Here is a 12419-nt window from a genome sequence, read left to right on the forward strand (position 1 = left end):
GCCCACCCTTACCCGCGACGGGGGTTCCACGGGATGGGGTATTTGGTCCGCTCTGTGGGATGACCTTGCGTGTGAATACTGTTAACCATGAACAATGTGACGCCGCTTATACCTGAACGGTGGGGGGAGCGGGAGCGGTCGGCGAAAAATCTTTTGGAGCGGGGTCAGATCGGGGGTACCTTTCACCTACTATGAGCCGTCAAGAGTCCTCCGCACAGGACACCACACCTGTCGCCACCGTGCCGAAGAAGAAATCCAACCGGGCCACCCACTGGCTCTACATATCGGTGATCATCGCCGTCGTCGCCGGCGTGATCTTCGGGCTCGTGGCACCGGGGGCGGCAAAGGAAGTCAAGTTCCTCGGCGACATGTTCATCGCGCTGATCAAGATGGTCATCCCCGTGGTCATCTTCTGCACGATCGTCATCGGCATCGGACACGTCCGTGAGGCGACGACCGTCGGCAAGGCCGGTGGTCTGGCCCTGGTGTACTTCATCGTGATGTCCACCTTCGCCCTGGCCATCGGCCTGGTCGTCGGCAACATCATCCAGCCCGGTGGCCACCTCAACATCGGAGCAGACGACAGTGCCGCCCGCGCGCTCATCGGGAACTCGGAGAAGACCCACGATCTTGACGGCGTGGCCGGGTTCGTCATGGACCTCATCCCCACGACCCTGATGTCCTCCCTCACCGGCGGGTCGATCCTGCAGGCGCTCTTCGTCGCCCTGCTCGTCGGATTCGTCCTCCAGACCATGCCGAACCAGGTGGCAGGTCCCTGCCTCTACGCGATCGAGCTTCTGCAGAAGGTCGTCTTCAAGATCATGTCCTGGATCCTCTGGGTGGCCCCGGTCGGCGCATTCGGTGCCATGGCGGCGCTCATCGCCAACTCCGGCGCCAAGGCGATCCTGGACCTGCTCACCCTGATGCTCGCCTTCTGGATCACCTGCATCGTCTTCATCGTGGTGATCCTCGGGACCATGCTCAAGGTGGTCACCGGACTCAACATCTTCAAGGTGCTCAAATACCTCGGTCAGGAGTACCTGCTGATCCTGGGCACCTCCTCCTCCGAGTCCGCGCTTCCTCAGCTCATGCAGAAGATGGAGTTCGCCGGAGTCGACAAGGCCACCGTCGGTATCGTCGTCCCGACCGGGTACTCCTTCAACCTCGACGGAACGGCGATCTACCTGACCATGTCCGCGATCTTCATCTCGGACGCCATGCACATGTCCATGAACATCGGTGAGCAGATCGGACTGCTCGTCTTCATGATCCTGGCGTCCAAGGGTGCCGCCGGGGTCTCGGGGGCCGGACTGGCGACACTGGCCGTCGGTCTGGAGTCCCAGAAGCCGGAACTGCTCGCAGGTGTGAGCTACATCCAGGGCATCGACAAGTTCATGTCCGAGGCCCGGTCACTGACCAACTTCACCGGCAACGCCGTGGCGACCTTCCTCGTCGGCAAGTGGACGAAGTCCCTGGACCTGGGACAGGCCAATGCCGTGCTCGACGGACAGAAGAAATTCGAGTACGTCGACGACGACGATGTCCCCGAGATCGTCGGTGCGAACCCCCAGCCCGCCGTCCAGGAACCGGCGACCGAGGTATGGCGTCCCTGACGCAGCTCCCGACCCCGCCAACCGGGGCCGTCCCGCCGCCACCTGACAGTGTCAGGGGCAGGGGGCGGTCCCGGTTCGCACTGTCCGGACCACCCGGTAAGGTTGTGCCCGTTCAGCTACCCGAACAGCAACCGCTGACGTATTGGAGAGAATCACCGTGGCCCGTGTCGTAGTCAATGTCATGCCGAAGGCGGAGATCCTGGACCCGCAGGGCCAGGCCGTCGTCCGAGCTCTGGGGCGCACCGGCGTCAGCGGGGTGTCCGATGTCCGCCAGGGGAAGCGTTTCGAGCTCGAGGTCGACAGCACAGTCACCGCCGAGGACCTCGAACGCATCGCATCCACCCTCCTGGCCAACACCGTCATCGAGGACTACCGGGTCGTCACCGAGGTGGCAGAGTAATGACCGCCCGAATCGGTGTCATCACCTTCCCCGGCACCCTCGACGACGTCGATGCGGCCCGTGCCGTGACCGTCGCCGGAGCAGAACCCGTCCCCCTCTGGCACGCAGACTCGGACCTGAAGCAGGTGGACGCCGTCATTGTCCCCGGAGGATTCTCCTACGGTGACTATCTCCGCTCAGGCGCTATCGCGGCCCAGGCCCCGGTCATGCGGTCCGTCATCGACCGGGCGGCAGCCGGAATGCCGGTCCTCGGGATCTGCAACGGTTTCCAGATCCTCACCGAGGCGGGACTGCTCCCCGGTGCCCTGACACGCAACAAAGGCCTGCACTTCCACTGCGTCGACACCTGGCTCGAAGTAGTCAACGACAGGACCGTGTGGACCTCCGGCCTGGAGAGCGGACAGAAGATCCTCATCCCCGCCAAGCACGGCGAAGGGCGCTTCCAGGCGTCCCCGGACACCGTCGCGGAACTGGAGGCGGAGGGCCGGGTGGTCTTCCGCTACACAGACAACTTCAACGGGTCAGTGAACGCCATCGCCGGCGTCACCTCCGCCGACGGCCGGACCGTCGGCCTCATGCCGCACCCCGAGCACGCCGTGGAGACCCTCACCGGCCCGTCGCTCGACGGTCTGCAGCTGTTCCTGTCCGCCGTCGGCTCCGTCGCCGCCTAGAACCCGCACCGAGGTAGCACCACAATGACCGACGCACAAGCCGTCACAGTCGTCAACGACACCGTCGCCGATGCCCTGGCCACACCCGATCTCGAGCAGCCCTGGGCGGAACTCGGCCTGAAAGAGGACGAGTACCTCCGCATCCGCGAGATCCTCGGCCGACGCCCGACCGCGGCAGAGCTCGCCATGTACTCCGTGATGTGGTCCGAGCACTGCTCCTACAAATCCTCCAAGATCCACCTCCGCTACTTCGGTGAGACCACCACCGAGGAGATGCGGTCCAGGATGCTGGCCGGCATCGGTGAGAACGCCGGCGTCATCGACATCGGGGACGGCAACGCCGTCACCTTCAAGGTCGAGTCCCACAACCACCCGTCCTACGTCGAGCCCTACCAGGGTGCGGCCACGGGTGTCGGCGGCATCGTCCGCGACATCATGGCCATGGGCGCCCGGCCCGTCGCCGTGATGGACCAGCTCCGCTTCGGTCCGGCAGACGCCCCGGACACCCAGCGGGTACTGCCCGGTGTCGTCGCGGGAGTGGGCGGGTACGGCAACTGCCTCGGCCTGCCCAACCTCGGCGGAGAGACCGTCTTCGACCCCTCCTACGCCGGCAATCCCCTCGTCAACGCTCTCTGCGTGGGCACCCTGAAGGTCGAGGACCTGAAACTCGCCTTCGCGTCCGGCACCGGCAACCGGGTGATCCTCTTCGGGTCACGCACCGGACTCGACGGCATCGGCGGAGTATCCGTGCTCGCCTCCGACACTTTCGAGGAAGGCGCCGAACGTAAGCTCCCCGCCGTCCAGGTCGGGGATCCCTTCGCCGAGAAGGTCCTCATCGAATGCTGCCTCGACCTCTACCGGGCCGGTGTGGTCGTGGGTATCCAGGACCTGGGCGGAGCCGGACTGTCGTGCGCGACCGCGGAACTTGCCGCGGCCGGTGACGGTGGCATGCACATCAACCTGGACAACGTGCACCTGCGTGCCGAGAACATGACCGCCGCGGAGATCCTGTCCTCGGAATCCCAGGAACGCATGATGGCGGTGGTCACCCCGGACAACGTCGACGCCTTCATGGAGATCTGCGCCCGGTGGGAGGTCATCGCATCCGACCTGGGCGAGGTCACCGACGGCGAGCACCTCGTCATTGAGCACCTGGGACAGGTCGTCGTCGACGCGGACGCCGCATCGATGGCGGACGAAGGCCCCGTGTACGAACGCCCCTACGCCCGGCCAGAGTCCCAGGACGCCCTCAACAAGGACGTCGACCTGGCGCGCCCGGCCACCGTGGACGAGCTCAGGCGGACGATTCTGGACCTCGCGGCATCACCGGCCCTGTGCTCGCGCGCGTACATCACCGAACAGTACGACCGCTACGTCCGGGGTAACACAGTGCTCGCGAAGGACGCCGACGCCGGCGTCCTGAGGATCGACGAAAAGACCGGCAGGGGCATCGCCGTGGCCACCGACGCCTCCGGCCGCTACACGGAACTTGACCCCAACACGGGGGCACGCCTGGCACTGGCCGAGGCGTACCGCAATGTCTCGGTCACCGGGGCGACCCCGGTCGCACTGTCGAACTGCCTGAACTTCGGGTCCCCGGAGAACCCCGGCGTGATGTGGCAGTTCCGGGAGGCGGTCCACGGGCTCGCCGACGGGGCGGCGGAACTCGGGATCCCCGTCACCGGCGGCAACGTCTCGTTCTACAACCAGACGGGAACGGAACCGATCCTCCCCACCCCGGTCATCGCCGTGCTCGGAACCGTCGACGACGTCGCCACCAGGATCCCGGCCCAGGCCCCCGCAGGCGAGTACGTCCTCCTGCTGGCCGGCGCCGCGACCCTGGACGAGCTCGGAGGGTCAATCTGGCAGCAGGTGGAGCATGACACTCTCGCCGGGCTTCCCCCACGCGTCGACCTCGCCGCCGAGCGGCGTCTCAGTCAGGCACTGTCCCGGCTCCGCGGGACCGTGGCATCCGCCCACGACCTGTCCGAGGGCGGACTGTCCCAGGCTCTCGTCGAGTTCGCCGTGCAGTCGGGTGCAGGGGTGTCGGTCGACCCGACCGCGGTCCTGGCCGGGGAGGCCACCACCGGTGACCCGGTCACCGACGTGTTCACCGCCCTGTTCTCGGAGACCGCGACGAGGGTCCTCCTCACTGTCCGTGACGACCGGGTATCCGGGGCGGAGGAGATCCTCTCCGCCCACGGCGTGCCCGTGTTCCGTGCAGGTGTCGCAGTCGTCACCGGTGACGCCGCCGATGTCGAAGGTCAGGTGATCTCCGTGACCACCGGGGGAGCGGAGTTCACCCTGCCGGTGTCCGAGGCGCGCGCCGCCTGGGAGGGCACCCTGCCCCGGTTGTTCAGCCACGCCGTGGGCGCGAACTCCGTCGTAGAGGAGTGACCCGGCGGTGCCGGAATCCGCCGGGGTGCCGGAGACTCTGCCGAACCTGTACGTGACCTGCCGGTCCGCGGGGAATTCGGTGCAGTTGCGCTGACGGGTGGCCGGGGGCGGGGTACCGGTGTCCGGAGAGAACTCTGTTGGCAGGAACATGCCAGCGGCGTCCCGAGTTTCTCCCACCGTGGTGCGGGACCATCCCGGCTATGACACCTACAGACAACTCCGCCCCGCCGGGCGGACAGCGCTTCCCCGTCGACGGCCATCTTCCGGACCACCGCTGCCCCGATGACATGGCCGACGCGGCAGGGACAGGAGCAGGGAACTCCGCCCGCACCGCCACGGTCGACATCGTCGTCCCGGTCTACAACGAGGAACGCAGCCTGCCCGGCTGTATCGCAGGCCTGACGAGCTTCCTTGAGACAGTCCCGTGGCGTACCTCAGTCACCGTCGCTGACAATGCCTCGACCGACGCGACCCTGCCGACGGCGCGGGCCCTCGCCGTCGCCGACGAAAGACTGAAGGTGGTTCACCTCGACGAGAAGGGGCGCGGCCGCGCCCTGAAGAAAGTGTGGCTGGCCTCCACCGCCGACGTCGTGGTGTACATGGACGTGGATCTGTCGACCGACCTCCACGCCCTCGTCCCGTTGATCGCTCCGCTGGTGGCCGACCATTCAGACGTGGCGATCGGCACCAGACTCGCCCGACAGTCCACCGTGACCCGCGGACCGAGACGAGAGTTCATCTCCCGGACGTACAACCGTCTCCTCCGCACGGTGATGGCGGTGGGATTCTCCGACGCCCAGTGCGGTTTCAAGGCCATGCGTTCAGATGCGGCACAGGCGATACTGCCCCATGTCGAGGACGACAACTGGTTCTTCGACACCGAAATGCTCATACTCGCCGAGCGTGCCGGATACCGGATCCACGAGGTCCCGGTGGACTGGGTGGACGACCCGGATTCCCGGGTGGACGTCCTCGCCACTGCCCGGGAGGACCTCAGAGGCATGTGGCGCGTGGGAACGGCACTGATGACAGGAAAGACGGACGTGGACGCCATGTCCCGGCCCCCCAGGACCGCCGCCGGTCCCGTGCACGGGAACCCGGACCACCACAGTCCGGGCCACGACAGTCCGGGCCACGACAGTCCGGGCCACGGAGAACCCGCCACCCGGGTCGACGGGGACCAGCGTCTGGGCGGCCAGCTCCTCAGGTTCGTGGTGATCGGGGTACTGTCCACCCTCGCCTACGCACTGCTGTACCCGCTGTTCCGGATGTTCATGTGGGCCCAGCTGGCGAACTTCCTGGCCCTGCTGGTGACCGCAATGGTGAACACCGACCTCAACAGGATGTTCACCTTCGGGGTGACGACGAGGAACGGACTGGACCGTGACCGTGCCGGGGGACTTCTCGTGTTTCTCCTGTGCTGGGCCGTCACCTCGGGTTCGCTCGCGGTGCTGCAGGCGTCTGTCCCGGACGCATCAGCCGGTACGGAGCTGCTCATTCTGACCGCAGCGAACCTTGTGGGCACGGTACTCAGGTTCATCCTGTTCCGGGCGATGTTCTCCGGACGAAGGAGGGGACGGCGATGACCGTGACGACGCATACGGCAGGACCGGACAATCGTGGGGACAGCCCGGTGGACCACCCCCACCCGGTCGTGGTGCAGAGACTGACAGTGCGGGGCAGGGCCGGGCTCGCACTTCTGTTGCTGGGCACTGCCGCCGCCTATCTCGTGAACCTTTCCGCGGGTGGCTACGGGAACAGTTTCTACGCCGCAGCAGCACAGGCAGGGGCCCAGAACTGGGAGGCGTTCTTCTTCGGGAGCTCGGATGCGGGTAATTCGGTCACGGTGGACAAGACCCCGCTGTCCCTGTGGCCCTCAGCTCTAGCGGTGAAGCTGTTCGGGCTGTCGAGCTGGAGCATCCTCGTCCCGTATGTCCTGGTCGGGGTTGCCGCGGTGGCACTGCTGTGGTCCGTGGTGAGAAGGTACGCGGGTGTGCCGGCTGCATTCGTCGCCGCTGTGGTGCTTGCCACCACCCCGGTCACCGTGCTCATGTTCAGGTACAACAACCCGGACGTTCTCCTGGTGCTGCTGATGATCGCGGCGTTGTGGGCCGTGCTGCGGTGCTGTGAGGACGGGCGGTGGCGTTGGGCGGTGGCGGCGGGGGTCTTCATCGGTCTCGGGTTCCTGGCCAAGCAGCTGCAGGTGGTGCTGGTGGTGCCGGGGCTGGTACTGGCGTTCATCGTCGCATGCCCCCGGTCGTGGAAGGTCCGGGCAGGTCAGCTGCTGGCCGCCCTCGGTGCGGCCGTGGTGTCCGCCGGCTGGTACCTGGCGGTGGTGGAACTCTGGCCGGAGGACTCCCGTCCGTACATCGGCGGAAGTCAGAACAACTCCATCATCGAGCTCACCCTCGGCTACAACGGTCTCGGAAGGATCAACGGTGACGAGACCGGAGCGGTGACAGGAGGCGGCGGCCGGGGGGCGGGGATGCCCGGCGGCGCAGAGGCCGGAGGCGGGTTCGGTGCTGCCGGAGGGCCGACAGGGATGTGGGGGGAAACCGGGATTCTCCGCATGTTTGAACCGGCCCAGGGCGGTCAGATCGCGTGGCTGATCCCTGCGGCACTGATCCTGGCTGTGGCGGTTCTCGTTGTCGTGCGCAGGCGTCCGCGGACCGATCTTCTGCGTGCCTCTGTTCTGGCATGGAGTGGCTGGCTCATTGTCACCGGCATCGTCTTCAGTTTCATGCAGGGCATCTTCCACCAGTACTACACGGTGGCGTTGTCACCTGCTGTCGCGGCGCTGGTGGGAACCGGCACGGTGACCCTGTGGAAGCACAGGAAGGAGAGCAGGTGGACGCCGTGGGTCCTGGCGATCGTCGTCGCGGTGACGACGGTCTGGTCGTACATTCTGCTGGACCGCACCCCTGACTTCGTGCCCTGGCTGAAGTTCGTCGTGGTGGTCTGCGGCCTGGTGTCAACGGTCGCGCTTGCAGCGGTCGCGCTCGGGGTCACCGGGAAAGCTGTGGCTGCCGTCGCTGTCATCGCCGGTGGAACCGCAGGTCTGGCGGGACCGGTCGCCTACTCGGTGGACACGCTGGCCACTGCGCATTCCGGGGCCATCGTCACGGCGGGACCCGAGGTGTCGTCGGGTTTCGGTCCCGGTGGACGTCCGGGGGGAGCAGGTGGCCCCGGGAGGATGCAGGACGGGATGGCCGGGGGAATGGGCGGCGAGGTCCCCTCCGCGGGACGGGACGACGGTTCCGGTCAACTGCCTGCCCCAGGTGGGGGCGGTCAGGCAGGCGGACTGCCGGGTGGTCAGGCAGGCGGACTGCCGGGTGGTCAGGCAGGCGGACTGCCGGGTGGTCAGGCAGGCGGACCCGGCGGTCTCAACGGGGCGTCCGCGGACGCTGAGGTGGTGGATCTGCTGGAGCAGGACTCAGGGAGTTATGTGTGGGCTGCGGCCGCGGTCGGATCGCAGACGGCGGCCGAGTACCAGCTGGCCACCGGAGAACCGGTGATGTCCGTCGGCGGGTACAACGGCTCAGATCCCACGCCCACCCTGGAACAGTTCAAGGACTACGTCCGGGAGGGAAAGATCCACTACTTCCTGGGATCCGGGACCGGAGGTCGCGGCCAGCAGATGGGAGGGAGCACCGTGAGCACGGAAATCTCGGAGTGGGTGGCGGACAACTTCGCTGCCGTGGAGAAAGGGGGCATGACGGTCTACGACCTCTCGGTCACCTCGGACTGACCGTCCGACGGTGTTCCGGGAGGACGCCGGGGTCAGTTCACCGGGTACTGCGGCTCCTCGCGCAGTGGCCGGAACAAGGGCTCAGGTGAGTACTTGGTCCTCAGTTCCCTGAGCGCCTGGGCGTGCTGTTCCAGGCGCCTGTCCTCCGGGGACACCGGGGTGAAGTGCCTGGCGTTGAGCGGGTTGCCGTCGATGTCCACACCCACGTAGGTCATGGACGCGTGGATGGCGACCGGGAGGTTGCCGGTGCCCTCCCGCGGGTCTCCGGCGCGAAGGTGCACGGTCACGGCCATCGACCGGGTGTCCGTCCTGATCAGGCGGGCCTCCACCTCGACGAGGTCGCCGATGTGCACCGGCCGGTAGAAGCGGATGCCGCCGGCGTACACGGCCACGGTCTTCTCACCGGACCAGGCCATGGTGCATGCGGTAGCGGCTTCGTCGATCCACTCCATAGCCGTCCCGCCGTGTACGTTGCCGCCCCAGTTGACGTCGGTGGGTTTGGCCATGAACCGGTGGACCATACTCGGTGCGGTACCGGAGTCGGTGTAGCTCTGTTTGAGCATCTCCTCCTCGATCGCCTTACGCAGGCGCACCCGGGACAGTGCAGCTTCGGCGACGCGCCGCTCCTCGTCGTTGCGCGGTTCGAAGTGCGGTACCGGGGTGGAGTGCCGGTTCTCGTCCATGGCGACGAAGATCACCAGGCAGTCGCAGGCCCGGGTGAAGATGAGTTCCCGCGGATCGGCGGAGAGAACCTCGTTGACGATGTGCATGGAGGATCTGCCCGTGTAGGCGATCCGGGAGCGGACCTCCACCACATGCCCGGAGGGGATGGGTCTGGTGAAGTGGATGTGCCCGACGTACGCGGTGACGCAGTAGGCTCCCGACCAGCCCACCGCGCATGCGTAGGCGCCCTTGTCGATCCATTCCAGCACTCTTCCGCCGTGCACCCCGTTGGCGCCCTGCATGAGCACGTCTGTCGGTGCGGCCATGAACCGGAGGGTGACCTCGGGATCCGGGGATCTTTCCACGCCGTTCACAGTCTCCGTCACAGCCTCATGCCTCCGTAGCTCCGGGTCGCGTCAGTCACCCTGCCATCCTATGTCCCGAGGGGGGAACTGTGTGGCGGTGTCACGGAAGTCACGTCCCCTGCCCGTTGACCTTCACCGGTCACCTTCACCGGTCATCTTCGGACCGTGGTGCCGTCCGTCTACAATCGGGGTATGGCGCAGAGGACGCGGACCGATCCCGCGGAGGTGCGGGCGGCTCTGGTGGCGGTACGGGAGTGGATCACCGCGGACGAGGAGGACGTGGCGTCCGGGGCGGTTCCCCGACCGTCGCGGGCGGCCGTGGCCGCGGCGTGCCGGTTGAGTACGGCACTGCTGGGGGAGGACGCCCCGGGCCACAGTGTCGGTGGGCTGCCGCCCAGGGGGGCTCTGCGGCGCCGCGGGCGCTCGTGCTTCTGCCTATTATCCCCGCCGGGTTGTGTAAGAGGGCGGGCGTGGGGGAGGACGCCCCGGGCCACAGTGTCGAGGTCCGGGTCCCGCCGTTCGCGGCGGTGCAGTGCGTCGCGGGGTCGGTACACCGTCGGGGCACTCCGCCGAACGTGGTGCAGTGCGACCCCCGGACGTGGCTGAGGCTGGCGACCGGGCTGCTCACACTGGAAGAGGCTGCGGCGGCCGGTGCGGAAGTGTCAGGGGCTCACGCGGCCGATGTCGCGCACTGGCTGCCGGTGGTGGACCTGAACCGCTGAACAGGTAGGGTGGGTACGTTAAACTCCTGATTTCTCCCGAAGGCGTAGGACTGTGACAGACGAAACCTCCATCTCCGACAACCCCGACCAGGACGGTGCCAGCTACGCTGCTGCCGGGGTCGACATCGAGGCCGGTGACCGGGCGGTGGAGCTTTTCGCACCGCTGGCGGGAAAGGCCACCAGGCCGGAGGTGCGCGGAGGGCTCGGCGGGTTCGCCGGTCTCTTCGCCCTCGGGGAATATGACAAGCCGCTGCTGGCCGCAGGTTCCGACGGGGTCGGGACCAAGGTGGCCGTAGCCCAGGCGATGGACCGGCATGACACGATCGGCCGCGACCTTGTCGCTATGGTCGTCGATGACCTGGTGGTGTGCGGTGCAGAACCGCTGTTCCTCCAGGACTACATCGCGATCGGGAAAGTGGTGCCCGAGCACGTGGCGTCGATCGTCTCGGGTATCGCGGCGGGGTGCATCGATGCGGGGTGTGCACTGCTCGGCGGTGAGACCGCGGAGCATCCCGGCCTCATGGAGCCCGGTGAATACGACATCTCCGCCACTGCGGTGGGCGTGGTGGAGGAGGACGAGCTGCTGGGCCCGGACAGGGTGCGAAACGGTGACGTCGTCATCGCCATGGCAAGCTCGGGCCTGCACTCCAACGGTTACAGTCTGGCCCGGCATGTTCTGCTGGAGCAGGCCGGTCTGCCCCTGGACGGTTACGTCGCGGACTTCGGCCGTACCCTCGGTGAAGAGCTCCTGGAACCGACCCGCATCTACGCGAAGGACTGCCTGGCCCTTGCCACAGAGTGTGAGGTCCACACCTATGCGCATGTCACCGGTGGTGGGCTGGCGTCGAATCTCGCCCGCGTGATCCCTGAGGGACTCACCGCCGAACTGGACCGCGGAACCTGGAGCCCGGCGCAGGTCTTCCGCACGATCGCCCGCCTCGGCAAGGTCGCCCCCGAGGAGATGGAGAAGACCTTCAACATGGGTGTCGGGATGGTCGCCGTGGTGGCGGAGGAGGACGCCGAGCGTGCCCTCGCCATCCTCACTGCCCGCCACATCGAGTGCTGGAACCTCGGGCGGGTGCGGTTGGCCAGGGACAGTGACGCCGCCCGTGCGGTGCTTGTCGGCGGTCACAGGGGTTAAGCGCCGGCGGGCGGTCGACCTGCCCGGTCCGGCATGAACAGGTCCGGAGCGCATGAACCCCGCACCCTGTCCTCACGGACAGGGTGCGGGGTTCATCTGCTTCGGTGGATCAGCAGTGGGGTATCACCGACCGGAGTTGTCCGGACCCCACTCCTCCCACCGGGTGTAGTCGTCCTCGGACACCGCATCGTGCCGGTGTTCCCCTGAGAGTTCACGCTGGAGACTGTCCAGGTCCATCTCAGGAGAATTGTACTTGAGCTGACGGGCAACTTTCGTCTGCTTCGCCTTGGCGCGGCCGCGACCCATGGCCTACCCCCTCGGGTGTACTTGCGTAGCGGCCCAGGGATTCAACCGCCGACGCTGATGTCTTGTATCTGTTCCTGGCACCACCATAGCGGGTGGCGCCGGATTTTTCAGAACCGCCCCCGTCGAAGCCCCGTCAGCCCTTTCCCCGCAGCCTGTCCACAGCGAGGCGCCCCGGCTTCTCCGAACGCCGGAACTGCAGGTCATCGGGGTCGATCGCGGCGTCCACCCCGTCCGCCTGCAGCGGGGGTGCGGTCCCGGCCGCCGCCGCCTCCACGACCGCCCGCTTCACCAGGGCGAGGACCACCGGCCCGTAGTCGGCGTCGTGGACCGGGGCACCTGTCCTGCCCACGGTGCGGCCCCCGGCGGTGACAGACGACCCGACTTCAGGAAGGG

The 12419-nt window shown here is 67.1% G+C and carries 10 protein-coding genes and 1 pseudogene; 8 read left to right on the forward strand and 3 right to left on the reverse strand.

Annotation, left to right across the window (positions count from 1 at the left end; translation table 11 throughout):
* The first annotated feature begins 191 nt into the window (after window positions 1-191).
* The 6 genes from BN3906_RS05770 to BN3906_RS05795 all read left to right on the forward strand — a co-directional run bounded on the left by BN3906_RS05770 (window position 192) and on the right by BN3906_RS05795 (window position 8829).
* Complete coding sequence (locus BN3906_RS05770; protein WP_078057157.1) at window positions 192-1613, forward strand: cation:dicarboxylate symporter family transporter; 1422 nt, start codon at window positions 192-194, stop codon at window positions 1611-1613.
* A gap of 157 nt (window positions 1614-1770) precedes the next feature.
* Window positions 1771-2013: a phosphoribosylformylglycinamidine synthase subunit PurS gene (purS, locus tag BN3906_RS05775; RefSeq protein WP_066586205.1), complete on the forward strand. Its 243-nt coding sequence runs from the start codon at window positions 1771-1773 to the stop codon at window positions 2011-2013.
* Complete coding sequence (purQ, locus tag BN3906_RS05780) at window positions 2013-2684, forward strand: phosphoribosylformylglycinamidine synthase subunit PurQ (protein WP_066585269.1); 672 nt, start codon at window positions 2013-2015, stop codon at window positions 2682-2684. The genes purS and purQ overlap by 1 nt, the downstream gene beginning before the upstream one ends.
* Before the next feature lie 24 nt (window positions 2685-2708).
* Complete coding sequence (gene purL, locus BN3906_RS05785) at window positions 2709-5081, forward strand: phosphoribosylformylglycinamidine synthase subunit PurL (protein WP_066585273.1); 2373 nt, start codon at window positions 2709-2711, stop codon at window positions 5079-5081.
* Window positions 5082-5368: 287 nt separating this feature from the next.
* Entirely contained in the window at window positions 5369-6667 is a 1299-nt protein-coding gene (locus BN3906_RS05790) for a bifunctional glycosyltransferase family 2/GtrA family protein (RefSeq protein ID WP_066585275.1), read from the forward strand.
* A complete protein-coding gene (locus tag BN3906_RS05795; protein WP_066585278.1) occupies window positions 6664-8829 on the forward strand; it encodes an ArnT family glycosyltransferase in 2166 nt (721 codons plus the stop codon). Before BN3906_RS05790 ends, BN3906_RS05795 begins: the two co-directional genes overlap by 4 nt.
* 32 nt (window positions 8830-8861) lie before the next feature.
* On the opposite strand, the gene BN3906_RS05800 is transcribed toward BN3906_RS05795, so the two are convergent.
* Window positions 8862-9818, reverse strand: coding sequence for an acyl-CoA thioesterase (locus BN3906_RS05800; RefSeq protein WP_110482598.1), 957 nt, complete (start codon window positions 9816-9818; stop codon window positions 8862-8864).
* A gap of 293 nt (window positions 9819-10111) precedes the next feature.
* Between BN3906_RS05800 and BN3906_RS15040 the strand changes: the two genes are divergently transcribed.
* Window positions 10112-10579, forward strand: a complete 468-nt coding sequence (locus BN3906_RS15040) for a sterol carrier family protein (protein ID WP_390620320.1) — start codon at window positions 10112-10114, stop codon at window positions 10577-10579.
* Between the two features lie 52 nt (window positions 10580-10631).
* Window positions 10632-11720, forward strand: a complete 1089-nt coding sequence (gene purM / locus BN3906_RS05810; RefSeq protein ID WP_227871039.1) for a phosphoribosylformylglycinamidine cyclo-ligase — start codon at window positions 10632-10634, stop codon at window positions 11718-11720.
* 123 nt (window positions 11721-11843) lie between these two features.
* On the opposite strand, the gene BN3906_RS05815 is transcribed toward purM, so the two are convergent.
* Both BN3906_RS05815 and BN3906_RS05820 read right to left on the reverse strand, forming a co-directional pair.
* The gene (locus BN3906_RS05815) at window positions 11844-12026 is read right to left on the reverse strand and encodes a DUF3073 domain-containing protein (protein WP_066585282.1); all 183 of its coding nucleotides are present in this window, start codon (window positions 12024-12026) and stop codon (window positions 11844-11846) included.
* A 133-nt stretch (window positions 12027-12159) separates the two neighbouring features.
* A pseudogene (locus BN3906_RS05820) lies at window positions 12160-12419 on the reverse strand (CAF17-like 4Fe-4S cluster assembly/insertion protein YgfZ); the annotation flags it as partial.

The organism is Corynebacterium provencense, from assembly GCA_900049755.1.
Taxonomy (GTDB): domain Bacteria; phylum Actinomycetota; class Actinomycetes; order Mycobacteriales; family Mycobacteriaceae; genus Corynebacterium; species Corynebacterium neomassiliense.

What these genes read in the sequence shown, in the direction of transcription:
- BN3906_RS05770 (WP_078057157.1), top strand. Translation starts at nt 192, where the DNA reads ATGAGCCGTCAAGAGTCCTCCGCACAGGACACCACACCTGTCGCCACC.
- purQ (WP_066585269.1), top strand. Translation starts at nt 2,013, where the DNA reads ATGACCGCCCGAATCGGTGTCATCACCTTCCCCGGCACCCTCGACGAC.
- purL (WP_066585273.1), top strand. Translation starts at nt 2,709, where the DNA reads ATGACCGACGCACAAGCCGTCACAGTCGTCAACGACACCGTCGCCGAT.
- BN3906_RS05790 (WP_066585275.1), top strand. Translation starts at nt 5,369, where the DNA reads ATGGCCGACGCGGCAGGGACAGGAGCAGGGAACTCCGCCCGCACCGCC.
- BN3906_RS05795 (WP_066585278.1), top strand. Translation starts at nt 6,664, where the DNA reads ATGACCGTGACGACGCATACGGCAGGACCGGACAATCGTGGGGACAGC.
- BN3906_RS05800 (WP_110482598.1), bottom strand. Translation starts at nt 9,818, where the DNA reads ATGGCCGCACCGACAGACGTGCTCATGCAGGGCGCCAACGGGGTGCAC.
- BN3906_RS05815 (WP_066585282.1), bottom strand. Translation starts at nt 12,026, where the DNA reads ATGGGTCGCGGCCGCGCCAAGGCGAAGCAGACGAAAGTTGCCCGTCAG.